At 59.8% G+C, this 26,716-nt stretch carries 24 protein-coding genes; 16 read left to right on the top strand and 8 right to left on the bottom strand.

The genetic code is table 11. From position 1 onward, the window contains the following. Together IP76_RS15425 and IP76_RS15420 are read right to left on the bottom strand one after the other, a co-directional pair. Positions 1-537 (bottom strand): hypothetical protein (locus IP76_RS15425; protein WP_197278356.1); only part of this gene is annotated, 537 nt, incomplete at its 3' end. A 3-nt stretch (positions 538-540) separates the two neighbouring features. Then, positions 541-972, bottom strand: a complete 432-nt coding sequence (locus tag IP76_RS15420) for an ABA4-like family protein (protein ID WP_054159102.1) — start codon at positions 970-972, stop codon at positions 541-543. Between the two features lie 100 nt (positions 973-1,072). Between IP76_RS15420 and IP76_RS15415 the strand changes: the two genes are divergently transcribed. The 4 genes from IP76_RS15415 to aspS all read left to right on the top strand — a co-directional run bounded on the left by IP76_RS15415 (position 1,073) and on the right by aspS (position 5,733). Then, positions 1,073-1,675, top strand: a complete 603-nt coding sequence (locus tag IP76_RS15415; RefSeq protein ID WP_054159101.1) for a TetR/AcrR family transcriptional regulator — start codon at positions 1,073-1,075, stop codon at positions 1,673-1,675. Positions 1,676-1,715: 40 nt separating this feature from the next. Next, entirely contained in the window at positions 1,716-2,087 is a 372-nt protein-coding gene (locus IP76_RS15410; RefSeq protein WP_054159100.1) for a nuclear transport factor 2 family protein, read from the top strand. 497 nt (positions 2,088-2,584) lie between these two features. Further along, positions 2,585-3,574, top strand: a complete 990-nt coding sequence (locus IP76_RS15405) for a DUF4238 domain-containing protein (RefSeq protein WP_082352558.1) — start codon at positions 2,585-2,587, stop codon at positions 3,572-3,574. 368 nt (positions 3,575-3,942) lie between these two features. Next, complete coding sequence (gene aspS / locus IP76_RS15400; protein WP_054159098.1) at positions 3,943-5,733, top strand: aspartate--tRNA ligase; 1,791 nt, start codon at positions 3,943-3,945, stop codon at positions 5,731-5,733. A 131-nt stretch (positions 5,734-5,864) separates the two neighbouring features. Here aspS and IP76_RS15395 read toward each other — a convergent pair whose 3' ends face one another. Beyond that, positions 5,865-7,067, bottom strand: coding sequence for a hypothetical protein (locus tag IP76_RS15395; protein WP_054159097.1), 1,203 nt, complete (start codon positions 7,065-7,067; stop codon positions 5,865-5,867). A gap of 206 nt (positions 7,068-7,273) precedes the next feature. Here IP76_RS15395 and parC point away from each other — a divergent pair, with 206 nt between their 5' ends. Then, positions 7,274-9,550 carry a DNA topoisomerase IV subunit A gene (parC, locus tag IP76_RS15390; RefSeq protein WP_054159096.1) on the top strand — a complete coding sequence of 759 codons (2,277 nt, stop codon included), beginning with the start codon at positions 7,274-7,276 and terminating at the stop codon, positions 9,548-9,550. Positions 9,551-9,648: 98 nt separating this feature from the next. On the opposite strand, the gene IP76_RS15385 is transcribed toward parC, so the two are convergent. Continuing rightward, positions 9,649-11,625: a bifunctional diguanylate cyclase/phosphodiesterase gene (locus IP76_RS15385; protein WP_054159095.1), complete on the bottom strand. Its 1,977-nt coding sequence runs from the start codon at positions 11,623-11,625 to the stop codon at positions 9,649-9,651. Positions 11,626-11,793: 168 nt separating this feature from the next. Here IP76_RS15385 and IP76_RS15380 point away from each other — a divergent pair, with 168 nt between their 5' ends. Next, positions 11,794-12,837 (top strand): class I SAM-dependent methyltransferase, encoded by a 1,044-nt coding sequence (locus IP76_RS15380; RefSeq protein WP_054159094.1) that lies wholly within the window; start codon positions 11,794-11,796, stop codon positions 12,835-12,837. Positions 12,838-12,918: 81 nt separating this feature from the next. Here the strand turns inward: IP76_RS15380 and IP76_RS15375 are convergent, their stop codons facing one another. The 3 genes from IP76_RS15375 to hemB form a co-directional block, all read right to left on the bottom strand. Further along, positions 12,919-13,674 carry an arginyltransferase gene (locus IP76_RS15375; RefSeq protein WP_054159125.1) on the bottom strand — a complete coding sequence of 252 codons (756 nt, stop codon included), beginning with the start codon at positions 13,672-13,674 and terminating at the stop codon, positions 12,919-12,921. Between the two features lie 118 nt (positions 13,675-13,792). Further along, positions 13,793-14,251, bottom strand: coding sequence for an RDD family protein (locus IP76_RS15370; RefSeq protein WP_054159093.1), 459 nt, complete (start codon positions 14,249-14,251; stop codon positions 13,793-13,795). 70 nt (positions 14,252-14,321) lie between these two features. Then, the gene (gene hemB, locus IP76_RS15365) at positions 14,322-15,338 is read right to left on the bottom strand and encodes a porphobilinogen synthase (protein WP_054159124.1); all 1,017 of its coding nucleotides are present in this window, start codon (positions 15,336-15,338) and stop codon (positions 14,322-14,324) included. 139 nt (positions 15,339-15,477) lie between these two features. Between hemB and IP76_RS15360 the strand changes: the two genes are divergently transcribed. The 6 genes from IP76_RS15360 (at position 15,478) to ribD (ending at position 21,263) form a co-directional block, all read left to right on the top strand. After that, positions 15,478-15,915, top strand: coding sequence for a DUF6163 family protein (locus tag IP76_RS15360; protein ID WP_054159123.1), 438 nt, complete (start codon positions 15,478-15,480; stop codon positions 15,913-15,915). A 131-nt stretch (positions 15,916-16,046) separates the two neighbouring features. Further along, entirely contained in the window at positions 16,047-16,556 is a 510-nt protein-coding gene (locus IP76_RS15355) for a MarR family winged helix-turn-helix transcriptional regulator (protein WP_054159092.1), read from the top strand. A gap of 300 nt (positions 16,557-16,856) precedes the next feature. Next, positions 16,857-18,185, top strand: coding sequence for a murein L,D-transpeptidase (locus IP76_RS15350; protein ID WP_054159091.1), 1,329 nt, complete (start codon positions 16,857-16,859; stop codon positions 18,183-18,185). A 205-nt stretch (positions 18,186-18,390) separates the two neighbouring features. Continuing rightward, complete coding sequence (gene glyA / locus IP76_RS15345; protein ID WP_054159090.1) at positions 18,391-19,680, top strand: serine hydroxymethyltransferase; 1,290 nt, start codon at positions 18,391-18,393, stop codon at positions 19,678-19,680. A gap of 12 nt (positions 19,681-19,692) precedes the next feature. Beyond that, the gene (gene nrdR / locus IP76_RS15340; protein ID WP_054159089.1) at positions 19,693-20,169 is read left to right on the top strand and encodes a transcriptional regulator NrdR; all 477 of its coding nucleotides are present in this window, start codon (positions 19,693-19,695) and stop codon (positions 20,167-20,169) included. 5 nt (positions 20,170-20,174) lie between these two features. Further along, positions 20,175-21,263, top strand: a complete 1,089-nt coding sequence (gene ribD, locus IP76_RS15335; RefSeq protein WP_082352557.1) for a bifunctional diaminohydroxyphosphoribosylaminopyrimidine deaminase/5-amino-6-(5-phosphoribosylamino)uracil reductase RibD — start codon at positions 20,175-20,177, stop codon at positions 21,261-21,263. 232 nt (positions 21,264-21,495) lie between these two features. On the opposite strand, the gene IP76_RS15330 is transcribed toward ribD, so the two are convergent. Then, positions 21,496-21,861, bottom strand: a complete 366-nt coding sequence (locus tag IP76_RS15330; RefSeq protein WP_054159122.1) for a hypothetical protein — start codon at positions 21,859-21,861, stop codon at positions 21,496-21,498. A 327-nt stretch (positions 21,862-22,188) separates the two neighbouring features. On the opposite strand from IP76_RS15330, the gene ribH reads away from it, so the two are divergent. From ribH to IP76_RS15310, 4 genes are all read left to right on the top strand, one after another. After that, on the top strand, positions 22,189-22,647 hold the full coding sequence (gene ribH, locus IP76_RS15325; RefSeq protein WP_054159087.1) for a 6,7-dimethyl-8-ribityllumazine synthase: 459 nt from the start codon (positions 22,189-22,191) through the stop codon (positions 22,645-22,647). A 3-nt stretch (positions 22,648-22,650) separates the two neighbouring features. After that, entirely contained in the window at positions 22,651-23,133 is a 483-nt protein-coding gene (nusB, locus tag IP76_RS15320; RefSeq protein WP_054159086.1) for a transcription antitermination factor NusB, read from the top strand. An 11-nt stretch (positions 23,134-23,144) separates the two neighbouring features. Beyond that, positions 23,145-24,368 carry an MFS transporter gene (locus tag IP76_RS15315; protein WP_054159085.1) on the top strand — a complete coding sequence of 408 codons (1,224 nt, stop codon included), beginning with the start codon at positions 23,145-23,147 and terminating at the stop codon, positions 24,366-24,368. Between the two features lie 155 nt (positions 24,369-24,523). Further along, positions 24,524-26,662, top strand: coding sequence for a sodium-translocating pyrophosphatase (locus tag IP76_RS15310; RefSeq protein ID WP_054159084.1), 2,139 nt, complete (start codon positions 24,524-24,526; stop codon positions 26,660-26,662). Positions 26,663-26,716: the final 54 nt, after the last annotated feature.

Here is a 26,716-nt window from a genome sequence, read left to right as displayed (position 1 = left end):
GCTGCCGAGCACGAGGCCCCAGCCACCGCCGAGCCGCAGGCCGGCGGGCGAATCTGAGTTTGGGCGGCGCAGAATGTAGACCCCGATCACGAGGCTCGACAGCACAAGCAGCGCGGCCCCCACACCCATCACGCTATAGGCCGTGGCCTCAAGCGGCGTTGCGTCATTGAAATGCGAGGCCCGCCCGCGGGCTGCCTGCAGGGTGATGTAGAAGACTTCACCATTGGCCGTGATCGTAGCGACGAGGCTTGCCAGAAAGACGCCCCATCCGGCCCGCGTCCGCGCGTTGATCAGCGGCAGAAGGAGAAGCAGCGTTGCGAGCATGATGGCGAGCGAGGCCTGGAACTTCAGCGGCTTGCTCCACACCGTGATGTCGTTGATCAATCGGTCGTCGAGGCCAAGCGCGATCAGGCTGGGAAAGGCGAGTGCCACAGACAAACCAATCCCGACCACCAGCACGCAGCGAGTTCTTTGCTCGGCAGCAGTTAGGTCCGGCGCTGGGGACAGCGCAACACTGTCATTGAAGAGCATGGTCATCGATCAGACCTTTCGCAGGGTCAGCGCCGCCTCTATGGCGCGGGTGAGACAAAAGAGCAGGAGGCCGAGCGGACCGAACATGAAGGTGGCGATCAGTACCGGCACCTGCAGCAGCCTGTTGTAACCGCGCTTGTCGGCCTCAGCCGCAATCCAGGTGCCGATGAAGAGATCGAAGGCGAGGTAATGCACCCAGCCGGCCACCAGAACGGGATCGCTCATGAAGAGCGCCCGCACCTCGGCGATCGACCCAAAGCCACCGCCCTCGACGCGGAAGAAATAGACAAAGATCAGCACGGCATAGGTGAGCGATAGCGCGCCGATCAGGCCATGGCGGAGGAAGGCGATCAGCGCCGGCCAGCGGGGCAGGAGAACAAGCATGAGCCAGCCAACCATGGCGGTGCTGCTGGCCAGGGAGAATACCTGATCGTGGGACATCAAAACCTCATCCTGACGGTGACAAGATTAAGAGTGAATGAAAACTTGGCAATGTCAAGATGGCTTTGACAGAGAGGTTCGGGAGGGGTTAAGCAGGGGTATGGCGAAACAGAAATCCTATCACCATGGCGACTTGCGCCAGGCTCTGATCGAAACCGGGCTCGCGATGCTGGAGGAGGGCGGCCTCGAGGGCCTGACGCTGCGCAAGCTGGCCGCCCGCGTCGGCGTATCCCATGCCGCCCCCGAGCATCACTTTCCGTCGCTCCGCCACCTGATGACAGCCTTTGCCGCAGAGGGGTTCCGCCTGTTTGGCGCCTCGATGCGCAGCGCCATGGCGCAAGCGCCGGATGATCCGGCAGAGCAATTGCGGGCTGCCTCTCGCGGTTATCTCGCCTTCGCCACGTCCCGCCCGCATCTCTTCCGTCTGATGTTCACCGCCAACCGCCTCGACTGGGACGATCCGGCACTTGGCCCGCCCGCCAACGCCGCCCACGCCGTCCTCAAAGAGATCTCTGCTCCCATCGCACAACGCATGAAGCTGGATACGCCGGAGGGCAGGGCAGCCGTCGAGCAGCTGGTCTGGTCCCAGATCCATGGCCACGCGCATCTGATGATCGACGGCAAACTGCGGCAGGAGGGCGGCACGGGTCACGAGCCGTTCGCGGCGCCGTTGGATTTGGCGAGCGTGTTGCTGCCTGGGTGAGGCCTGTTGGTTTTTTTGGAGTGGATTGAAGAGGTGTCCTGTGAACGATGATGTCGAACGTCCGGTGCGGGAACAGCTAGAGGCCTACAACGCCCGCGATATCGATGCGTTTATGCCTTGGTGGGCCGACGATTGTCAGTATTTCGCTTTTCCCTCTACGCTGCTGGCTGGCAGTGCTGCGGAAATTCGAGCGCGGCATATCGAGCGCTTCAAGGAACCGGATCTGCACGGGGAACTGCTGTCACGCATCGTTGTCGGCAATGTCGTCGTCGACCATGAAACCGTGACCCGCAACTTTCCGGAAGGAAAGGGTGAGGTTGATGTCATCTGCATCTACGAGATTGCGCATGGCAAGATTGCCAAGGCTTGGTTCAAGTTGGGTGAGCGCCGGTTCTCTGCGCCCATCGCGTGACGTCGGAAGGCAATAGATCTCCGGATTGGGCCGAGAGGCGCCTGAAGCACCTGAAGCGCGACACGCCGGAGGGCAGGGCCGCCGTCGAACAGCTCGTCTGATCCCAGATCCACGGCCACGCGCATCTGATGATCGGCGGCAAGCTAAAGTGGGAGGGCGGCACGGGCCATGAACCGTTTGCGGCGCCGCTTGATCTGGCGAGCTTGCTTTTGCCAGAGTGAGGGTGCGTCATTCCGAGTGGTTGGGGGGGGCTTTAGCCGAAAGCAGACATCCTCCAGACAAGCATTAATGAAACCTGCCTACCAGTGACTTTAGACGAGCCTGTCGCCGCCTTCTTCCGGCGCTTGAATGCGGAACGCATTTCGAAAGTTCCGCTGGGTTGGGCGGCCGCAATATTGGGCCCCGCTTCGTCTTTGCCGACTTTATAATGTGGCTCGATTGTTGACACGGGCTATGGAGGGTAGGATGCTCTGATCCTGCACGCTGCACGGGTTGCCATGGGAAATCAGAAACGAACCAAACGCCACCACTATGTGCCTGACTTCTATCTACGTCATTTCTTAGATGACCGGGATCATCTCTGGATCTACGATAAGCGTGCCGAAGACATTGAGGCGTCGATCCGGTTCAGTGATCCGAGCAATGTTGGCCTTCAGGGCAATATATATTCTGTCCGAAAAGAAGATGGCACGTACGACGATCGGATAGACGAATGGTTGCAGGGGGTAGAGAATAAGGCCGCTCCTATCCATCGCAAATTAATCAGTGGATTGATGGTCGATGGACAGGAGAAAGCCGACTATTCGGTATTTCTTTCGTCCTTAGCTACGAGAACTCCAGCGATCCTAAATCGAGTTGCTGAACTGCACGGCGCGTACATCCAGAACCGCACCAACAAAATCCTCGCTGACGAACAGCGTTTCCGGCAAGAGATTCAGAGTTTCAAGGAGTCTCCGTTTTGTGCCGACCCTAATAATTTCGACGTTGACGCCATCGCTGAATTCTTGAAGAACCGACGCTACAAGTTGCGCATAAATCAGCGAGCAGGGCTGATGGCGTTTCAGGTTACAGACAAGCTCACCGACAAGTTCTTTGATATGTCGTGGAGCCTCTACGAGAGTCAGAACAGTAGGTTCATCACCAGCGACAACCCGCTCGTTCAAACCTTCGTCGGAACAGCATCTAGGAGCGAACAAATCGCCCGCCCGATTGAGGTGGCCACGCTGCCGCTCTCACCTTCGGTAATGCTTGAAATGAAATGGGAAAGCACGGAAAGCGGAATGGTGCGTCGCAGGGATAAGGACGTCGCCGGATTGTACAACTCCATGAGAGCGGCTAACGCCGAGCAGTTTGTTTTCGCTAGCCGTCGCGATGCAGCTATAGCTGCACTAGTTCAAAAGTACCGACACCATAGAATGGAAATTGACCTTAGTAAGTTCGGTCCGACTGAGGACTTCGCTCCTATGGAGGTAGCTCGCAAGCTATGACTCTTATGCCTTAGCCAAATTTAGGGAGGAAAGGCGTGCAGAGTTAGGAGCTACAGCGCCTTTTACCGCTGAACTGAAGTCGCGGAAAGGCTGCCAATGGGCGGCACTTGCTCACTTGTCGTTGCGGCCTCCGTTATCCCGGATTTCCGAGCCGCTCTAGAATTCGGCGCTTGAGTTTAAGTAAACACGCAGCCCCCCTTGTGAGACTGGGCCCTCCGTTTGCCTAAAACAGATTGAACCCACGTACGCCCCACACCACGCAGCCTTGACAAATCAGCCTCACCATGCGCTTTTCCGCCCGATTTTCTATCGGTCGCGCGCCTGTCTTGATGGCGCCTTGGCGACCGTCACATTCGGGATACCTGATCATGCATCGTTACCGCAGCCACACCTGTGCCGCTCTTCGCAAGTCCGATGTCGGGCAGACCGTCCGCCTGTCGGGCTGGGTCCATCGTGTTCGTGACCATGGCGGCGTGCTCTTCATCGACCTGCGTGATCATTACGGCATCACACAGGTTGTTGCCGATCCGGATAGCCCGGCCTTCAAGATGGCTGAAACCGTGCGTGGCGAGTGGGTCATCCGCATCGATGGCCTCGTCAAGGCGCGCACGGACGACACCGTCAACAAGACGATGGCAACCGGCGAGATCGAACTCTACGCTCAGGAAATCGAAATCCTCGGTGCGGCCAAGGAGCTGCCGCTGCCGGTCTTCGGTGAGCCCGATTATCCGGAAGATGTGCGCCTGAAGTACCGCTTCCTCGATCTGCGCCGCGAGACGCTGCACAAGAACATCGTCAAGCGCACCCAGATCGTGTCCGCCATGCGCAATGGCATGGCCGCTGCCGGTTTTGCCGAATACACCACCCCGATCCTGACGGCGTCTTCACCGGAAGGTGCGCGCGACTTCCTCGTGCCCTCGCGTATCCACGAAGGCCAGTTCTTCGCGCTGCCGCAGGCGCCGCAGCAGTACAAGCAGCTGTTGATGGTCGCCGGTTTCGACCGCTACTTCCAGATCGCGCCGTGCTTCCGTGATGAAGACCCGCGCGCCGACCGTCTGCCGGGCGAGTTCTACCAGCTCGACGTCGAGATGAGCTTCGTGACCCAGGAAGATGTCTGGCAGACCATGGAGCCGATGATGACCTCGGTCTTCGAGCAGTTCGCCGAAGGCAAGCCGGTCACCAAGGAATGGCCGCGCATCCCTTACGACGTCGCGATCCGCAAATATGGCTCCGACAAGCCGGACCTGCGCAACCCGATCGTCATGGAAGGCGTCACCGACCACTTCCGTGATTCCGGCTTCAAGGTCTTCGCCGGCATGATCGCCTCGAACCCCAAAGTTGAGATCTGGGCGATCCCGGCCAAGACCGGTGGCTCGCGCGCATTCTGCGATCGCATGAATGCCTGGGCGCAAGGTCAGGGCCAGCCGGGCCTCGGCTACATCTTCTGGAAGGAAGAGGATGGCAAGATCGCCGGTTCCGGCCCGCTCGCCAAGAACATCGGCGAAGAGCGCACGGAAGCGATCCGCACCCAGCTCGGCTTGGAAGCGGGCGACGCTGCCTTCTTCGTCGCCGGTGAGCCGTCGAAGTTCTACAAGTTTGCTGGCGAAGCCCGCACCCGCGCCGGCGAGGAGCTGAACCTCGTCGACCGCGATCGTTTCGAAATGTGCTGGATCGTTGACTTCCCGTTCTACGAATGGAGCGAGGAAGAAAAGAAGATCGACTTCGCCCACAACCCCTTCTCGATGCCGCAGGGCGGCATGGAAGCGCTCGACAGCCAGGATCCGCTCACGCTCAAGGCCTATCAGTACGACGCGGTCTGCAACGGCTTCGAAATCGCCTCGGGCTCGATCCGTAACCAGTCGCCGGAACTGATGGTCAAGGCGTTTGAGAAGGTGGGTCTGAGCCAGCAGGACGTGGAAGAGCGCTTCGGCGGCCTCTACCGCGCCTTCCAGTATGGCGCGCCTCCGCATGGCGGTTGCGCCTTCGGCATCGACCGCGTGGTCATGCTGCTCGTCGGTGCGAAGAACCTGCGTGAGATCTCGATCTTCCCGATGAACCAGCAGGCCCAGGATCTGCTGATGGGCGCGCCGTCGCCCGCAACGCCGACGCAGCTGCGCGAACTCGCGCTGCGCGTCGTGCCGCAGCCGAAGAAGGACTGATCGGGTCCGACAATTTTGAAATGGCGAGGCCGGGAGACATCCCGGCCTTTTCATTTTGACGATGGCTCAAGGAAAAGGCCCGGCTGCTTTCGCAACCGGGCCTTTCTGTCATGAACATAGCAGATGGCGGATCAGTCGTTCGCGGTGACCTTGAGGCCGATCAGCGTCGGGATCGAGTCCGGAGCGCCCATGGCAGCACCCATGATCATCGGGAAGGCGACCGGGCTTGCCGGAGCGGCCACGATCGTCAGGGCCTTCGGATCGTCAACATAGCTGTTGACGGCTGCCGTGATCTCGTTCTGAAGCGCGCCGAGATTGGCCTGGGCGAGGAGCAGGGGAACCATGCCCTTGACCATCTGTGCCATCTGGTTGCCGTCCGTGCCCTGCGTCTTGCCGGCATAGTCGAAGCCGCGCTTGGTGATGCCGGCGTCTTCGAAACGAATCTTGGCATTGACCAGCGTCATCTGCTGGACGAGGCCGAGCATGGCGAGGCCAGCGGCCTGCTGGGCCTGTTCGTCCTGCGGCTGGCCCTGCATCGTGCGGGCCTGTTCCTGCAACTGCTTCACGAGATCCAGCGTGTAACCGGACATGCTGAACGCCAGGCTGAGCTTGCCAACATTGGAGAAGTCGATCGAATAGTCGTCAACTTCGATCGTGCCGCTTTCGACTTCCCAGCTGCCCGACATGTTGAGCGAACCGTCAAGTGTGGTGAGCTGCAGAGCTTCGACGGCTTCCTTGGCCTTCGGATCCTCGATCGTGCTGAGATCAGCCTTGAGACCGGTCGCGCTGGCTTCGAAGGTCATGGTGCTCTCGTCTTCCGAAAGACCCATGGTGGCCACGGCTTCCGTCATGCTGAAAACCGACTTGCCATCGATTGTGATGTCGATGGGGCCGCTATGGGCCTCGTCATAGAACATCATCGAATCGAGGCCTTCGGCATTCGGATCGCCAGGGATGTAGACGCCGGACAGATAAAGCTCGGTCACGGAGATGCTGGTCTTGTCTTCCTTGAAGTCGACTTCCGGGAATTCGACCTTCTCGATGAGGTAGGCGCCACCTTCCTCTTCACTGACGCCCTGCAGCGAGAGTTCGCTCAGCGTCAGCGGGGTTTCGCCAGGCGTGCCGGCTGCGCCGACGCTGAACTTGACGTTCTTCATCGTGACGTCGCTGCCATCCACTTCTATGGATTCAGCCGATAGCGTGCCACCGCCAGCGGCATAGGACGCATTGATTTTCGCCAGCAGGTCCTGGCCATCAAGGGCGAGAGCCGGGCTCGCGAAGCCGATGATGGCTGCGCCTGCGAGGAGCGATTTCATGGATCGGTTAAGGGTCATCTGGTCTTCCTTTGATGGCTGGGCCCGGGCCTTTCAGCGGAGCGGGCGCGCATCTGTTCTTATAAAAGGGATTGGAAAAACGTCCACAGGTTTCGCCTTAGTGGGGATTGTTTAACAAGGCGGTGATGGCCGTCACAATCCCTTAATCCACAGGGAGAATCCGCAGATTTCTTGCTGTTTGGCTGCGGCTCGTCTAGGCAAGTCACATGGGGAAAAATCAGCTTCCGCCCGATGAGGGTGGCGACAACATTCAGCCGGTCGATCTGAAGGCGGCGCTCGAAGAGCGTTATCTCGCCTACGCGCTGTCGACCATCATGCACCGCGCATTGCCGGACGTTCGTGACGGGTTGAAACCCGTGCATCGTCGTATCATCCATGCGATGAGCGAAATGGGCATTCGGCCGAACTCGGCCTTCAAGAAGTGCGCCCGTATTGTCGGTGACGTTATCGGTAAGTTCCACCCGCATGGCGACCAGTCGGTTTACGATGCTCTGGTGCGCCTCGCGCAGGACTTTTCACAGCGCTATCCGATCGTCGACGGCCAGGGCAACTTTGGCAATATCGACGGCGACAGCGCGGCTGCCTATCGTTACACCGAAGCCCGCATGACCGACGTCGCGGCTCTCCTGCTCGAAGGTATCGATCAGGACGCAGTCGACTTCCGGCCGACCTATAACGAGGAAGACGACGAACCTGTCGTCATGCCCGGCGCCTTTCCGAACCTGCTTGCCAACGGTTCCTCCGGCATTGCGGTCGGCATGGCGACGTCGATTCCGCCACACAATGCCCACGAACTCTGCGACGCAGCGCTTCACCTGATCAAGAACCCCGAGGCGACCGTCGAGGAACTGTTTGCCGATCCGGCCCATCCCGAGCGTGGCGGCATCGAGGGGCCTGACTTTCCGACCGGTGGGATCATCGTCGAAAGCCGGGCATCGATGCTCGAAACCTACCGTACCGGTCGCGGCGGTTTTCGCGTTCGTGCCAAGTGGGAGATCGAGGATCTCGGCCGCGGCGGTTATCAGATCGTCGTCACACAGATCCCCTTCCAGGTGCAGAAGTCGCGCCTGATCGAGAAGATCGCCGAATTGCTGATCGCGCGCCGCTTGCCTTTGCTGGAGGACATCCGCGACGAAAGCGCCGAGGATGTGCGCGTCGTGCTGGTGCCAAAAAGCCGGACCGTCGACGCGACGTTGCTGATGGAATCGCTGTTCAAGCTGACCGAGCTCGAAAGCCGTATTCCGCTCAATATGAACGTGCTGTCCCAGGGTAAGGTGCCCAAGGTCATGGGGCTGCGTGACGTTCTTGCGGAATGGCTCGCCCATCGCAAGGAGGTCCTTGTGCGGCGCTCGATGTTCCGCCTTGCGGCCATCGACCGTCGCCTCGAAATTCTTGGCGGCCTGCTGATCGCCTACCTTAACCTTGACGAGGTGATCCGGATCATCCGAGAGGAGGACGAGCCGAAGCAGGTGATGGTCGCGCGCTGGGACCTGACGGACAATCAGGCCGAAGCCATCCTCAACATGCGGCTGCGCAATTTGCGCAAGCTCGAGGAATTCGAGATCCGCAAGGAGCATGAGGAACTTTCGGCAGAGAAAGCCGAGATCGAATCCTTGCTCGCTTCACCGGAAAAGCAGTGGCAGACGGTCGCCTGGGAAATCGGCGAGGTGAAGAAGAAATACGCCAAGGCAACGGAGCTTGGCCGCCGCCGCACGCTGTTTGCCGACGCGCCAGATGCCGATGTTGAAGCGATTCAGCAGGCCATGATCGAGAAGGAGCCGATCACGGTCGTCATCTCGGAAAAGGGCTGGATCAGGGCCTTGAAGGGTCATATCGCCGATACGTCGTCGCTGACCTTCAAGGAAGGCGACGGGTTGAAGGTGGCGTTCCCGGCCCAGACCACCGACAAGATCCTGATCGTTACGACCGGTGGCAAGGTCTACACGCTCGGTGGCGACAAGTTGCCGGGCGGCCGCGGCCATGGTGAGCCGCTGCGCATCATTGTCGACATGGAAAACGACCAGGATGTGCTGACCGCTTTCGTGCATGATGCAAGCCGGAAACTCCTCCTTGTCTCGACAGCCGGCAACGGCTTCGTGGTGGCGGAAGGCGAAGTCATTGCCAATACCCGCAAGGGCAAGCAGATCATGAATGTTGGCATGCCGGACGAGACGCGCCTCGTCGTCCAGGTTTCCGGCGACCATGTGGCCGTTGTCGGCGAGAACCGAAAGATGGTTGTCTTCCCGCTGGTCCAGATTCCGGAAATGACGCGCGGCAAGGGCGTTCGTCTGCAGCGCTACAAGGATGGTGGCGTGTCTGATGTAAAGTGCTTTGCCATCGCAGACGGTCTGACCTGGGCGGACAGCGCAGGGCGTACATTCCTCAAGTCCAAGGATGAGCTCCTGGAATGGATGGGTGACCGGGCTACTGCAGGACGAACCGTGCCGAAGGGCTTCCCCCGCAGCGGCAAGTTCTCTGGATAAACCCATCTGGTATAGGGGCTAGAATACGACAAAGCCGGCCATTCATGGCCGGCTTTGTCGTTTGATCGATAGAGCGGGTCTTGGAAGCAGATCCGCGATCAGAAGCGCTTGGTGCCTGTTTTCTTGATATTGCCGACCAATGGAATATCGGCGACGGCTCCTGGCCGTCCCAGAAAATAGCCCTGGCCGAATTCGATGCCGAGTTCACGCATCAGTTCGACATGGTCGGCGCTTTCAACACCTTCGATCAGGATTTTCAGGCCGCGATTGCGGATGAGGCGGATAATATCTTCCAGCATGGCGCGGCCCGCTGGCCGGCGGGTATCCTGCAGGAACGACCGGTCGATCTTGACGGTATCAAACGGAAAGAGCCGGAGCCAGGACAGGCCGGCAAAGCCGGTGCCGAAGTCGTCGAGCCAGATACGGATGCCGAGCGCCTGCAGGTCGGTGATGCAGCGGATGACGTCCGACTGCCCCTCCATGTCGATGCCTTCCGTGATTTCGAAGGCAAGCTGCGTGCCCGAGACGCCGGTCTCCTCCAGGATGGTGGAGACGGACAGGGCAAAGCCGCGCGACATCAACTGTGTCGCTGACACGTTGACGCTGACCAGCGACGCATGCCCGGGTACGAGCACCTCTTCGCAAACGCGCCGAATGGCCCAATGGCCAAGCTCGACAATGGCGCCAGTGCGCTCTGCCACGGGGATGAACTGGCTGGGGGAGAGCGGCGTGCCATCCGCCATCTTCATCCGCATCAAGGACTCGACGCCTTCAAGGCGATTGGTCCGCATGTCGAAGATCGGCTGGTAGACCATGTGAATGAGGTCGCTGCGGATGGCAATCCTCAGGGTTGCAGCGATATTCTCGTTTTCGTCGCTGGTCTGCGGATCGGTAGGATTGAAAACACGCACGCAGTTGCGGCCGTTCAGCTTGGCATTGTAAAGCGCACGGTCCGCTTCATCGATCAGCCGCTCCAGTTTCGGCCCTGTCTGGGGGCGGGTGAGGGAGGCGCCGACGCTGACAGTGACTATTTCCTGTCCATCGCGTCGATGGCTGTGGACAAGTGCCAGGTTCTCGACCGTTGCGCGGATGACCTCGGCATAGGCTGCGGCCTGCTCGCGACTATCGACACGCGCCAGCACGATGAACTCCTCGCCGCCAAATCGACCAACTGTCGCATTGAGTGGCCTCATCGCTTCCTGCAGGCTCGTAGCCACCAGAATGAGGCATCGATCGCCGGCTTGATGGCCGTAGAAGTCATTGTATTTTTTGAAGAAGTCGACGTCTACCAGGATCGCGGCAAAGGCGCGCCCCTCCCGCTGCCATTCACTCCAGAGATCTCGAAGATGCTTGTCGACAGCCCGCCTATTGTCCACACCCGTGAGGTAGTCGGTGTTGGACAGGCGCTCGAGTGCTGCGCCGCGCTCCACCGACTCTTTGTGCTGGTGGGCAGCCTCAAGCGCGTTCAGAAAGACGTGATAGCGCTCTTCATTCAACTTCCAGTTTACGTATGATGTGAATACAAAGCAGGAGCTGTAGAACAGGATAAGAACGAATTGCTGATCAGGCTCAAGAATAGGCGCAAAGTGCAAGCTGCCGATGAAAATCATCAGGATGATCGCTGAAGTGATCACCGACAGGCGGAAAAATAAATTGAAGAACAGATTGGCGCTCATCATGAAGATGGTGCCAAATATCATGTAAAAGCGGAAATTGTCGACCGATTGTGTGCCAATCGCTGCAACCAGCCATCCGAGATAGGCGGTAACCACGGCGGCCGCACACGTCATGTCAGACCATTTCGGATGCACGCGCGTGGCCGCGAGAATCTCCATGACCGCCATCGACGAAAATGCAACCAGGAATCGCGCCATGACCGTCTGATTAGCAACGTCGGGAATTAGCAGCGCGTCAGATATGCCGAACAAAAGATACACGCCAGCCGCGAGCCAGAGACCCAGCCGGGTCTCGCGGACCTGCGTGGCGCCACGCTCGCTCTTGTACAGAGCTTTCAATTCTGCGGTTTGACGCGCACCAGGTCGAGAGCGTTCTGGGTCATTTCTGCCCCGGTTCATTATCTGCTCCACTTGTTGCGTGATCATCGCGCGGCTCCGGATCAACTTAAGCGCAACATCCGTTAACTATGTTTTAACGACTACATAAAATCGGCGTGCAAGGTGCAGCAATTCCCCTTATGGTTTATGAAGTATTAACACCGTTGAAATTAATAGGGGAGCGCAAGAATGCGCGATTTGGATACTGCATTTGATGGCGAAAGCCTGATCACTCCGGACTCCATTGCTAACGAAGTTTTCTCATCATCGAGCCCGATCGACCAGCGTGCGCTTGAAGAGGCCCGCGCCGAGATGGCTCTTCACCTTCGGGTTGCAGAACAGCAGTTCCAGCAGGAGACGCCGGTTGGCCTGATCATGCAGCGTTTGCTCGGTGGTCTCCACGTGCTGCGCAATCGCATCGCACCGAAGATCTGGGAACAGCTGATCCCGCTCGCGCAGAACCACGATATCGCTCGCCATTTTCATGCGGATCCCTTCACGCGCTGGTCTTTTGAGAAGCCACGCGGTTATTCTGGCGATGCCGGCTTGCTCGATTTCATCTACGGCCACCCGAGCGTCCAGCCGGCGCTGGATGCTGCAAGCCCGATGGGTAAGGAAGTTCACGGGTTTACGAGCCAGTCACCGGCTTGCGTGGCCGTTCGCGAACGCCGTGATCTGCTGGCGCAGTATGTTGACGACGTTGCCTCTTCGCGTGGTGGCGAAGCCGAAATCCTGACCATCGCTGCCGGTCATCTTCGCGAAGCCGCCATGTCCCAGGCGCTTAAGAACGGAACGATCAAGCGTTGGGTGGCACTGGATCAGGATCCGCTGAGCGTCGGTGCGGTCGCCAGCGAATATGCTGGAACGGCCGTAGAAGCCGTCGACGGCTCCGTCCGTACGGTCTTGATGCGTCCGCAGGCGCTCGGCAAGTTCGACTTCGTCTACGCCGCCGGTCTGTATGATTATCTGGCCGATGAAGTGGCGATCAAGCTCTCGCAGCGCTGCCTGCAGATGCTGAAGCCGCACGGTACGTTCCTGTTCGCCAACTTCGCCGATGATATCGCCGACGACGGCTACATGGAGACCTTCATGAACTGGGCGCTGCTTCTGCGTTCGGAAGAGGACATGTGGCGGATCATGCGTGCGACAACCGAAGGCCTGGACGTCGATTGCAGCATTCGTTTTGGCGCAAACCGCAATATCGTTTACGGGATCATTCGCAAGCTGTCCTAAGCTGCGCAGGCTTCCTGTGACCTGAGATAACAAAGCGGCGAAACCGAAAGGCTTCGCCGCTTTTTTCATGATGCATTGCCGTCAGGCTTCCGGTTCGAAACGCGTCCAGCCTTGGTTGAGCAGGTGCTCCTGCGGCTGGAAGCGGGTCTTGTAACCCATCTTCTGCGAGCCCTTTACCCAATAGCCCAGATAGACGTGCGGCAGACCGAGTGTGCGGGCGCGCCGGATATGGTCGAGCACGATCATTGTGCCCAGCGAACGATTTTCCATCGCTGGATTGTAGAAGGAATAGACCATCGACAGACCGTCACTCATCAGGTCCGTGAGTGCAACGGCGATCAGTTCACCCTTGGGTTGGCCGCTGATGCCGTCACCGGGATTGCGCAGCCGGTATTCGACGACACGCGTCTGAACGTGGCTGTCTTCGACCATGATCGCATAGTCGAGCGCTGACATATCCGACATGCCGCCCATCTGGTGCCGGGCGTCGAGATAGCGGCGAAACAGGGAAAATTGTTCGGTCGATGGCTGAGCGGGAAAGACAGTGGCGATGACGTCGCGGTTGAGATTTTCAACGCGTCTGAAAGATCGTCCCGTCTCGAATTCATTGACGAGGATGCGCACCGATATGCAAGCGCGGCAGGATTCGCAGGCAGGCCTGTAGGCAATGTTCTGCGAACGGCGAAATCCCCCTTGCGTCAGAAGGTCGTTCATCTCGGTCGCCCTCTGCCCGACAAGATGGGTAAAGACCTTCCGCTCCATTTCTCCCGCGAGATAAGGGCACGGCGCAGGCGCCGTCAGATAAAATTGCGGGGAAGGGGAGGTCTGGGTGTTCATCATCCTTTGGGTAGAATCCTGTGCTCTGCCATTAGACTAGGATGGAGCAAGATCGCAAAAGGTCAACCTGAAGAAGCGCCGGCCCGGCCGACTGGGCCGAGGCCGGCGCTTTTACCCGTCAATAGGTGCGGGCTGCGGCCGTGCCGAGCAAAAGGTCATGGACCAGACGCGAGCGCTCGATGAAGAGGCCGGCAAGCAGGATGAGAGGTGTCAGAACCGAATTCAGGATCCAGAACAATGCGAGGTGGGCGATTGCGGTGACGAAATCGATCTTCCGTCCGTCGAGCCGCACCATTGCGATCCCCATCATTCGCATGCCGGGTGTCGCCTGCGATGCGCCGGCGAGCGACAGGCCGAAATAGAGCCCGGCCACGACGAAGAACAGGATCGGATAGAGGAACCACCCGAGCCCCAGCGTCAGGATACCGAGGAAGAAGACCACGACGGCCGCCGGAATCCAGAGGAGCCCGACGAATAGGTAGTCGACAAGAAAGGCGAACACCCGTCTCGACAGCACGCCGCTGTAGGCGCGCCAGTCTTCGGGTGCGGCATAGGACGAATTGCTATCGAGGCTCATCTGTATTGGCTCCTTCGTTGGTTCGCCTGATATGGGAAGGAAAGAGCCGAAATACAACGCGCCTTGTGTGCTACCCCTGCTTCGCCAGAAGTCGTGCGACATCCATGGCAAAATAACTGAGGATGCCGTCACAGCCGGCGCGCTTGAAGCAGAGCAAGGTTTCCAGCATGGCGCGCTCCCCGTCGATCCAGCCATTGGCGGCGGCCGCCTTGATCTGGCTGTACTCTCCGGAAACCTGATAGGCGAAGACCGGCAGCCCGAAGGTGTCCTTGAGGCGCCAGCAGATGTCGAGATAGGGCAGGCCGGGCTTGACCATCAGCATGTCGGCGCCTTCCTCGACGTCGAGCGCGGCATCCCTCAGCGCTTCCGTGCCATTGGCGGGATCGATGTAGTAGGTCTTCTTGTCACCCTTCAAAAGTCCACTCGTCGAGATCGCTTCGCGGTAGGGGCCGTAATAACAGGACGCAAACTTCGTCGCATAGGACATGATGCCGACATCCTGGTGGCCGGCGGCATCCAGGCCCCGGCGGATCGCGCCGATGCGGCCGTCCATCATGTCCGAGGGGGCGATGATGTCAGAGCCGGAATCGGCCTGGGCGATGGCCGCCCTGACCAGCTGGTCGACGGTTTCATCATTGACGATCTCGCCATCGCGTAAGATCCCGTCGTGGCCATGACTGGTGAACGGGTCGAGCGCCACATCCGTGATGACGCCAATATTGGGCACGGCCTTCTTGATGGCGGCAGTCACCTGATTGAGAAGATTGTTCGTCTTCAGGACTTCGGATCCGGTCTCGTCGCGCAGTTCCATTTCGACATTGGGGAAGGTGGCCAGCGCCGGGATGCCGAGATCGGCCGCACGCTTTGCCGCTTCGACCGCCTTGTCGACACTCAGCCTGTTGACGCCGGGCATCGCCGCGATCGGCTCTTCGATCCCTGTGCCGGGAACGACGAAGATCGGCCAGATCAGATCATCCACCGTCAGCCGGTTTTCCACCACCATGCGGCGCTGCCAGTCGGCCTTGCGCAGCCGCCGCATGCGGCGATGACCCGTGACCTCGTCGACGAGATGTGTCTTGTCCATGATCGAACCTTCTCCGTTGTGTCGATCGTGCTGATACCATGTGGCAGCCGGCATGCAAAACCATTGGGCTGCGACCAAGGGTCTTTGTGGTCTGTGCGGTCTGGCGCTGGCGGTAACCCCTCCGGCACCCTATTCTTGGCGCATGGCTCACGATTCGTCTTCCTCGCCCCGCCGCAGTCTGACCGAACTTGGCTTCGTGATCTTTCAGCGCATTGTCGCCGTGTCCTGCCTTTGGTTCGGGCTGCAGTATTGGGCCATGCTTGTCGGCTACAGCCATAACGGTCTCGGCCGCTTCGATCTTCTCAATCTTCCCTGGCGTGTCGCCGGTGCAAGCCTCGCTGTCATGTTCCCGGTTGCAGCCCTTGGTCTGTGGCTCGCGGGCTCCTGGGGTCCGGTCATGTGGATCCTGGCTGCAGGCGGCCAGATCCTGATGTTTGCCGTATGGCCACATATCTTCGGTCATAATCCGCTTGCGGTCGTCATGCATGGTACGGTGGCCGTCGTCTATCTCGCCTTCCGCCTGGCGTTGTGGCTCGAGAACAGACACAAGCAGGAAGCTATAACGGTTGATTTACCCTGATCTCTAGACAGAGCTCGGTAAGCCTCTGTTAAGCCTGCGTTTTAAATAGAATTTTATGTGCATTGGATACTGTCCTCATCAAGGCGGGAGAAAAAACCAACACCGCCAAACAAAACAGTGAGGCAGACAACATGAACACCAAGCTCAAGCCCCAGGCGGCTTCGCTCGACCCGCAAGAAGAAACCATCCGCTCGCTCTACCTCGAGTCCCTGCACCTCGTGGAGCGTCTTCACCGCCGCCTCCTCGACGTCGTCAAGGACGAGTTTGACCGCAAGGGGCGCTCCGATATCAATGCTGTCCAGGCTCTCCTCCTGTTCAACATCGGCAATTCGGAACTGACCGCCGGCGAGCTTCGTTCGCGTGGCTACTATCTCGGCTCCAACGTCTCCTACAACGTCAAGAAGTTGGTCGACCTCGGCTTTATCAACCACCAGCGCTCGCGTGTCGATCGCCGTTCGGTTCGTATCAGCCTGACCGATCAGGGGCAGGAGATCGCCGAAATCGTCGCCAAGCTCTATGAGCGTCATATCGGTTCGATCCAGAAGGTCGGCGGCATCGGCGCAGACGACTTCACCCAGATGAACAAGCTGCTGCAGCGTCTTGATCGTTTCTGGAACGACCAGATCCTCTATCGTCTCTGAGCCTTTCGCTCGCAGACCTCCAGACAGCGATCCACCGCGCAAACCGGAAGCTTCGATAGAAGCCTCCGGTTTTGTCATGCGTTGATCACATGATGATGTTGTGGACCACACGGTCTTGTGACTGGCAGACCCCTGACACGAATTGGCCATATTGATATGGGACCGCCGGAACGAGTAAAACGGGTGTTTCGACAGCCTCTGATCGATCCCGTGACGCGTCTTTCGCCCTCTCTGGCGGCGCTTTGTTAACCATGGCGCGCTATGCGTTCGGTTCTGGTTCAGGATGAAACGGTAGGTAATATGTCCAAGAAATCTGGAATTGTTGATCTTTCGCGTCGGTCGCTTCTGCGCGGTGCCGCTGCAGCCGGTGTCGCGGCGATTGCAGGCCAGGCCGCGGCTCAGACGCCCGTCGACGAACTGATCAATGCGCCGCGCCGCGGCAACTGGGACGACCAGTTCGATGCCAAGGCGTCCCGCACGGGGACGGCGATTGTGTCGAACACGGCCATGCTGAGCCCGACCAATCTCGGCAACATCCAGCAGGCAATCGCCCAGTATCAGGTCATCGTCTCGAATGGCGGCTGGCCACAGGTCAATACGGGTGCCAAGCTCCAGCTTGGCGTCACCGATCCGGCCGTGCAGGCGCTCCGCCAGCGCCTGATGATTTCGGGCGACCTGCCGCAGGAAGCCGGCATGTCCAACTCCTTTGACTCGTATGTCGATGGTGCGGTCAAACGCTTCCAGGCGCGCCACGGCCTGCCGGAAGATGGTGTGCTCGGCGAATTCTCGCTGAAGGCACTGAACATTTCCGCCGACATGCGCCTGAACCAGCTGAACGTGAACCTGCAGCGTCTCCAGGATGTCCTGTCCAAGCCGCTCGAGCAGCGTTACATCGTCGTCAACATTCCGGCCGCTTATGTCGAAGCCGTCGAGAACGACCAGGTTGCCCTGCGCAACACCGCGATCGTCGGCCGCATCAGCCGCCCGTCGCCGCTGGTCAGCTCCAAGGTTTCCGACATCATTCTCAATCCTTACTGGACTGCTCCCCGCTCGATCGTCGAAAAGGACATCGTCCCGTTGATGCAGAAGGATCCGACCTATCTGACGCGGAACGCCATTCGTCTGATCGACGGCCAGGGCAATGAAGTGTCGCCGGAGAGCATCGACTGGTTCGCGCCCAAGGCGCCGAACCTGATGTTCCGCCAGGACCCAGGCAAGATCAACGCCATGTCCTCAACGAAGATCAACTTCCCGAGCCCTGATGCCGTCTACATGCATGACACGCCGACGCAGGGCCTGTTCAACAAGCTGATGCGCTTCGAATCCTCGGGCTGTGTGCGTATCCAGAACGTCCGCGACGTTGTCGTCTGGGCGCTCAAGAACACGCCGGGCTGGAGCCGCCAGGAAATCGAACGCGTCATTGCCAGTCGCGTCAATACGCCGATCAAGGTGTCGGACGATATCGGCGTGCACTGGGTCTATCTCACTGCCTGGTCTTCCAAGAACGGTGTCGTGCAGTTCCGCGACGATATCTACGAGAAGGACGGCGATGCGCAGCTGGCGCTGCAGACCAATATCGGTCAGGAGCAGGTCGCCGGCTCCGTCGAAGACGACATCCTGCCGCAATAAGAGCCGGCAGAGACGCTAGACATTTCATGCCGCGCCGAAAGGTGCGGCATTTCTGTTTGACGCCATCGACAGCGTTTCGCCGTAAAAGTCAGGCGCGACACCATGCCCGCGTCAATTGATCCGCAAATGTCGTTCTCCGTATTGCTCTCATCACTGCGGAACGTTAATACCCGACAGCATCAAACTCTTTGAGGAGCCTGCGATCATGTCGAACAACGATGCCTTCTTCTCTCGCCCCCTTGCTGAATCCGATCCGGACATTTTTGGCGCGATCGAGAAGGAACTTGGTCGCCAACGGCACGAGATCGAACTGATCGCCTCGGAAAACATCGTGTCCCGCGCCGTGCTCGAAGCTCAGGGCTCGATCATGACCAACAAGTATGCTGAGGGATATCCGGGCAAGCGCTACTACGGCGGCTGCCAGTTCGTCGATATCGCCGAAGAACTCGCGATCGAACGCGCCAAGAAGCTCTTCGGCGTCAATTTCGCCAACGTTCAGCCGAACTCCGGTAGCCAAATGAACCAGGCCGTCTTCCTGGCGTTGCTGCAGCCGGGCGACACCTTCATGGGCCTCGACCTGAACTCTGGTGGTCACCTGACCCATGGTTCGCCGGTCAATATGTCCGGCAAGTGGTTCAACGTCGTTTCCTACGGCGTGCGTGAAGACGACCACCAGCTCGACATGGAAGACGTCGCCAAGAAGGCCGAACAGTTCAAGCCGAAGCTGATCATCGCCGGCGGCACCGCCTATTCCCGCACCTGGGACTGGAAGCGTTTCCGCGAGATCGCCGACTCGGTTGGCGCCTACCTGATGGTCGACATGGCGCACATCGCCGGTCTGGTCGCCGGTGGTCAGCATCCGTCGCCGTTCCCGCATTGCCACGTTGCGACCTCCACGACCCACAAGTCGCTGCGTGGTCCGCGCGGCGGCATGATCCTCACCAATGACGAGGATCTGGCGAAGAAGTTCAACTCGGCCGTCTTCCCAGGTCTCCAGGGCGGTCCGCTGATGCATGTCATCGCCGCAAAGGCCGTTGCCTTCGGTGAAGCGCTGAAGCCAGAGTTCAAGGATTATGCGGCTCAGGTCGTCAAGAACGCCAAGGTTCTGGCCGAGACGCTGATCAGCCACAATCTTGATATCGTCTCGGGCGGCACCGACAACCACCTGATGCTCGTAGACCTTCGCAAGAAGAACGCCACCGGCAAGCGGGCAGAAGCCGGCCTCGGCCGCGCCTACATCACCTGCAATAAGAACGGCATCCCCTTCGACCCGGAAAAGCCCTTCGTCACTTCCGGTATCCGTCTCGGAACCCCGGCCGGCACGACGCGCGGTTTCAAGGAAGCCGAATTCACCGAGATCGGCAATCTGATCGTCGAAGTTCTCGACGGACTGAAGGTCGCCAACTCGGATGAGGGCAATGCAGCCGTTGAGGCGGCCGTTCGCGAGAAGGTTGTCGACCTGACCGATCGCTTCCCGATGTACCCCTACATGTAAGGCTGGACGCTGATGCGCTGCCCCTTCTGTGGATCTGATGAAACCCAGGTCAAGGATTCGCGACCGGCGGAGGACAATACGTCCATCCGTCGGCGGCGTATCTGTCCGGATTGCGGCGGTCGCTTCACCACCTTCGAACGGGTGCAGCTGCGCGAACTGATGGTCCTCAAAAAGACCGGTCGCAAGGCGCCTTTTGCACGCGACAAGCTGGTGCGGTCTTTCCAGATCGCACTGCGCAAACGGCCGGTGGATGGCGAGCGTATTGAGCGCGCCGTCTCTGGCATCGTTCGTCGACTGGAAAGTTCCGGCGAAACCGAGATTTCGTCCGAGGAAATCGGCCTCCAGGTTCTGGAAGCGCTGAAGACCCTCGATGATGTTGCCTTCGTCCGCTACGCCTCCGTCTACCGCGATTTTTCCCATGCCGAGGACTTCGAAAACGTGATCGCCGAGATCAATGCGAAGATCTCGCGCGACAGCACTGCGGATTGAGGCAAGTGTCGATCACGGCACGAGACGAAACGTACATGCGCGAGGCGATCGCGTTGTCGCTCACGCATCTGGGGCAAACCGGGCCGAATCCATCGGTCGGATGCATCATCGTCCGCAATGATGAGATTGTCGGACGTGGCGTGACCGCACGCGGTGGACGTCCACATGCCGAGCCTCAGGCCATCGCCGAGGCCGGCGAAAAGGCGAGGGGAGCGACCGCCTATGTCACGCTCGAACCCTGCTCGCATCATGGCAAGACACCGCCCTGCGCCCATGCCCTGATAAGGGCGGGGATCGCCCGCGTCGTGGTTGCGGTGGCAGATCCCGACCCGCGTGTCTCGGGCCAGGGATTGAAGATCCTTGCCGATGCCGACATCGAGGTAACGATCGGGATATTGCAGAAGGAAGCGCGACAGGCTCTGGCCGGATACCTCATGCGTCAGACGAGGGGGCGGCCGCAAGTAACTCTAAAACTTGCCGTTTCGCGCGATGGCATGTTGGGTGCGACAGGGGCGGGCCAGATCCGGATTACGGGTCAGGAAGCGCGGGACGAGGTGCATCGTTTGCGCGCCTCAAGCGATGCCATCCTGGTTGGGATCGGCACGGCGATGGCGGATGATCCAGAACTGACCGTTCGCCTGCCCGGTCTCGAACATGCATCACCGCTTCGGATTGTGCTTGATCGCCGCGCGGAACTGTCGCCAGGTTCCAAGCTTGCGCTGTCTGCCAACGAGGTGCCTGTCATTCTTGCGGTGTCGAGAGGAGCGGTTGGTAACCGTGCTGCCTTGGCCGCGATGGGCGTGGAAGTCATGGAGATCGATGGCATCGAGGATTTGCTGGCAGCACTGGCGCAGCGCGGGATATCTTCGCTGATGGTCGAAGGTGGCGCGCGCGTCGCGGCCGATCTGCTTGCCCGTGGGCATGTCGACGGGATCCATCTTTTCAGCGGCGAGGGAACGGTTGGCGCCGGGGGCATTCCGTCACCTCTGCTGCCCGGTCGGGTGCCGGCCGGATTTGCCCTGATTGATGAGCAAAACTTCGGCCGGGACCGTCGGCAGATCTTTGAGCGGTTGCCCGCGTCTGCCTGGATTTAGCGCCAGAACAGCATGATCAGAATGATGAGCGGGATCGGAACGCCGATCAGCCAGAGAAGAATACCGCGACCCATGAAAGCCTCCTGTATCGTGTCAGTGGACCGGAGACGGATCGTCCGTCGCCTTCGATTATAGAACGGGCCGTGAGGCAAGTTTGTTCCCAGACAGAACCGGGCGGCTTCCAGAGGGCGCGATCCGAGCACCCCGCACAGATGCCGTTCAGCTTGAAGAATTAGCGGAGATAGAAGGTGACGCCACCATCGGCGTTACGGTCGGCTGCGATGATATGGGTCAGTTCTATGCCGCTGGCCTGAAGTTTTCGCGACAGGGTTTTATTGGCGATGACCGAGGCCTGGACCCGCCGTGCTTCGTGGGACGAGGTTGACGTCGCTGAGTGTCTTTTCCAGGCCGGGTCATGGTGCTTTAGTTTATCGAGCCGGATGACCTTGAAGTGATCTGCCGAGAGCGTGTCGACTGCCGCTTGCGTCTTGGTGTCGGCGTGTCCTGACGGATGATGGGAGGATGCGGCATTGCTCTCCGTGCCGAACGCGATTGCGGAGAGCGCGGATGCACTGAGGATGACTGCGAAGCGGTTCATGGTCCTGTTCCTTTCGAGGAAGTTGCGATGGCGGTTGATCCCGTCGCTCGCTTGCATCTCGAAATTAAGGACGGCATCCAATCGTTTCTAGTCTCTAAGTCTATGATTTTCATTAAATATTTGTCATCCAGCTTGCCTGAATTCCGCCCGGATCTGGGTGTCGCAGGCCGTTGGATTGCGAGGCAGTGCGAAGCAGCGATGGCTACGCATCCGCCAACGCATTCCAGCTCCCGCGCGAAAACACTTGCCATCAACGATACGGCGTGGTTTGACCGCGTTTCTGTTGGGCCGAGGCGGCCACAAATCACATTCAGATCGGATCGGACCATGGGAAAGAACAAGGCTTCGCCGCATTTGCTGATCGTCGAGGCACGCTTCTACGATGACATGTCGGATGCACTGCTCGACGGCGCCAAGCATGCGTTGGACGAGGTCGGTGCCACTTATGACGTTGTAACGGTGCCTGGCGCTCTCGAAATTCCACCAGCAATCGCCATGGCGCTTGATGCGGCAGACGACGAAGGCACCGTCTATGACGGCTTTGTCGCGCTTGGCATGGTTATTCGCGGAGAGACATATCACTTCGACATCGTCGCGAACGAATCCTCGCGCGCATTAATGGATCTTGCGGTCTCGGAATCGCTCGCCATCGGCAACGGCATCATGACGGTTGAGAATGAGGCGCAGGCCTGGGCGCGCGTCAAGCGCAGTGAAAAAGACAAGGGCGGCTTTGCCGCACGGGCGGCATTGAGCATGATCGCCCTGAAGACGAAACTGGGTGGTTGAACGATGACGACGGGTGAAGGCAAGCAGCCGGTAAAGACGGCGAACCAGCGGGGTGCTGCGCGCCTCGCCGCCGTGCAGGCTCTCTATCAGATGGATATCGCCGGTTCCGGCGTGTTGGAAGTGGTGGCCGAATACGAAGCCCACCGCCTCGGCCAGGAAGTCGACGGCGACACCTATCTGAAGGCCGACGCCTCCTGGTTCCGCTCCATCGTCGCCGGCGTGGTCCGCGACCAGACCAAGATCGACCCGCTGATCCGTCAGGCGCTGCAGGACGATTGGTCCCTGTCGCGCATGGACAGCACGGTGCGCGCAATTCTGCGTGCAGGGGCTTTCGAATTGATCGAGCGCAAGGATGTGCCGATCGCCGTCATCGTAACGGAATATGTCGAGATCGCGCAGGCCTTCTTCCCGGATGACGAGCCGAAGCTGGTCAACGCCGTTCTCGACCGCATTGCCAAGCAGGTTCGCGTTTCGACGCAAAAATAGGAAAGATCGACATGGACGCGACGACGCAGGGCGGGCTGGAAAAACAACTGTCGTCCGCCAAGCGCAATGTCGGTCTGCTCGCGGTGGCCCAGGCAATCCTGGGCTCCGCACCGCCACTGGCATTCGCGGTCGGTGGCCTTGCCGGTTTCCAGATGCTCGGTGCCGACAAGTCGCTGGCGACCGCGCCGCTCACCGGTTTCAACGTCGGCGTGGCCGTCGGTGCCGTGGTCGTGGCGCTCGCATCTCGTTTTCTCGGCCGGCGCGAAAGTTTCATGATCGGCGCGCTGACCGGTGCTCTCGGGGCTGCACTCGCCGCCTTTGCCCTGATCAAATCCGATTTCTGGCTCTTCGCTTTTGCTCTGATGCTGATGGGGCTTTGTGGCGGGTTTACCCAGAAGATCCGCTTTGCGGCAGCCGACGCTTCGCCGAGTTTCTACAAGGGCAAGGCGATTTCCTGGATTCTGGCCGCCGGCATCGTCTCGGCCATCCTGGGCCCCCAGGTGGCGATCTGGCTGAAGGATGCGCTGGCTCCCGTCACCTTTGCCGGAGCCTTCCTCGGCATGGTGCCGTTGCTGCTCTGCGCTATCGTTGCGCTCTATTTCCTCAAGCTGCCGGCGCAGAATGTAAAAGCCGCAGGCGACGAGCCGACCCGGCCCCTGCGCGAGATCGTCATGACCCAGCGTTTCGCCACGGGCATGGTCTGCGGCATCGGTTCCTATGCGCTGATGACCTTCATGATGACCGGAGCGCCGCTTGCCATGGTCATCGGCTGCGGCTTTTCCTCCGAACTCGCCACGCTGGGCATCCAGTGGCATGTCATTGCCATGTTCGCACCGAGCTTCTTCACCGGCATGCTGATCGGCCGGTTTGGTGCCGAAAAGATCGTTGCCGCCGGCCTGCTGATCCTGATGGCCTGCGCGGTGGTCGCGCATGCGGGCGTCGAACTCTGGAACTTCTGGGGTGCGCTTGTTCTCCTCGGCATCGGCTGGAACTTCGGCTTCATCGGCGCGACGGCCATCGTCGCCTCAAGCTACCGGCCGGCCGAGGCCGACAAGGTGCAAGGGTTCCACGACATCATCCTGTTTACGACGGTGGCGCTTTCCTCCTTCTCCTCCGGCAAGGTCTTCACCGCCTTCGGCTGGTCGGTGATGAACCTGCTGATCTGGCCTGTCACGATCCTCTGCCTTGTCCTCGTGCTGCTTCAGTTGCGTGCCGCATCGCGAAATCCGGCCTGAGTTCCCTCCGCACTGCGAAATATCCGGGCTTGACGCCGTGAAAAGCGCAACGCACTCTCGCCTCGCGTCGGCGGGGTCCCGGTGGAGGGGGTCTTGAGTCCACGCGAATTCGCCCGCGGTGAGTGAGGCGCGGGCAATACGGGAGGGTATTGCGAATGACGGTTCTTCTAGGCGTAATTTTATGCGGACTTCTGTCCGTGGTCTATGCAGTCTGGGCCACGCGCTCGGTTCTGGCAGCAGACCAGGGCAATGCCCGAATGCAGGAAATTGCAGGCTATATACGCGAGGGTGCGCAGGCTTACCTCACTCGGCAATACCTGACCATCGCGATCGTCGGCGCCGTCGTTTTCGTCGCCACCTGGATTCTTCTGTCCGCCACGGCAGCCATCGGCTTCCTGATCGGCGCCGTTCTGTCGGGTGCTGCCGGTTTCATCGGCATGCATGTCTCGGTCCGCGCCAATGTGCGCACCGCCCAAGCCGCCTCGCATAGCCTGGCTGCTGGTCTCGACATCGCCTTCAAGTCCGGTGCGATCACCGGCATGCTCGTTGCAGGCCTCGCACTGCTCGGTGTGTCGATCTATTTCTACATCCTGACAGTCATCCTCGGTCATGCAAGCGGCTCGCGCGAAGTCATCGATGCGCTGGTCGCACTCGGCTTCGGTGCATCGCTGATCTCGATCTTCGCCCGCCTCGGCGGCGGTATCTTCACCAAGGGTGCGGATGTCGGCGGCGACCTCGTTGGCAAGGTGGAAGCGGGTATTCCGGAAGACGATCCGCGCAACCCGGCCACGATTGCCGACAATGTCGGCGACAATGTCGGCGACTGCGCCGGCATGGCCGCCGACCTCTTCGAAACCTATGCCGTCTCAGTGGTCGCCACCATGGTTCTTGCCGCGATCTTCTTCGCCGGTTCGGCCATGCTCGATATCGCGATGATCTATCCGCTGGCGATTTGCGGCGCCTGCATCGTCACATCGATCATTGGCACCTTCTTCGTCAAGCTGGGAACCAGCGGCTCGATCATGGGCGCGCTCTACAAAGGCTTGATCGTGACAGGGGCCTTGTCCGTTCTCGGCCTGGGTGCTGCGACGTCGCTGACCATTGGCTGGGGATCGATCGGCACGGTTGCCGGCATGGAGATCACCGGCACGAACCTGTTCCTGTGCGGCATTCTCGGTCTCGTCGTCACGGCGCTGATCGTGGTGATCACCGAATACTACACCGGCACCAACAAGCGCCCGGTCAATTCGATCGCCCAAGCGTCCGTCACCGGACATGGCACCAACGTAATCCAGGGCCTTGCTGTATCGCTCGAGTCGACGGCACTGCCGGCTATCGTTATCGTTGGCGGCATTATCGCAACCTACCAGCTCGCTGGTCTCTTCGGCACAGCGATCGCCGTCACGACCATGCTCGGTCTGGCAGGCATGATCGTGGCGCTCGATGCCTTTGGCCCGGTCACCGACAATGCCGGTGGCATTGCCGAAATGGCGCATCTGCCGCCTGAAGTCCGCAAATCCACGGACGCACTCGATGCGGTCGGCAACACCACCAAGGCGGTCACCAAGGGCTACGCCATCGGCTCAGCCGGTCTCGGCGCGCTGGTTCTCTTCGCCGCCTATTCAAACGATCTGGCGTACTTCGCCGCCAACAGCGCGACCTATCCCTATTTCGCCGACATGGGGCCGATCTCGTTTGATCTCTCCAACCCGTATGTGGTCGCGGGTCTGATCTTCGGCGGCCTCATTCCATACCTCTTCGGCGGTATCGCCATGACGGCCGTCGGCCGTGCTGCGGGATCCATCGTCGAGGAAGTCCGCCGTCAGTTCCGCGAGAAGCCCGGCATCATGCAAGGGACGGAAAAGCCGGACTATGGCAGGGCGGTCGACATCCTGACCCGCGCCGCCATCCGCGAGATGATCATCCCCTCGCTGCTGCCGGTGCTGGCTCCGCTCGTTGTTTATTTCGGCGTGCTGATGATTTCCGGCTCCAAGGCTTCCGCCTTTGCGGCACTCGGTGCGTCCTTGCTCGGCGTCATCGTCAATGGCCTCTTCGTCGCCATCTCGATGACGTCAGGCGGCGGCGCCTGGGACAATGCGAAGAAAAGCTTCGAGGACGGGTTCATCGACAAGGATGGCGTCAAACACCTTAAGGGTTCAGATGCACACAAGGCCTCCGTCACCGGTGATACCGTCGGCGATCCCTACAAGGATACGGCAGGCCCCGCCGTCAATCCGGCGATCAAGATTACCAATATCGTCGCACTCCTCCTGCTTGCCGTGCTGGCTGGCTGATTTGCAGACGACAGAATGAAAAAAACCGCGGAAGGTGACTTCCGCGGTTTCTTC

This window comes from Rhizobium sp. AAP43 (genome assembly GCF_001296045.1).
Taxonomy (GTDB): domain Bacteria; phylum Pseudomonadota; class Alphaproteobacteria; order Rhizobiales; family Rhizobiaceae; genus Allorhizobium.
The sequence above is the reverse complement of the archived record's forward strand: the minus strand, read 5'-3'. Positions and strand labels throughout refer to the sequence as shown.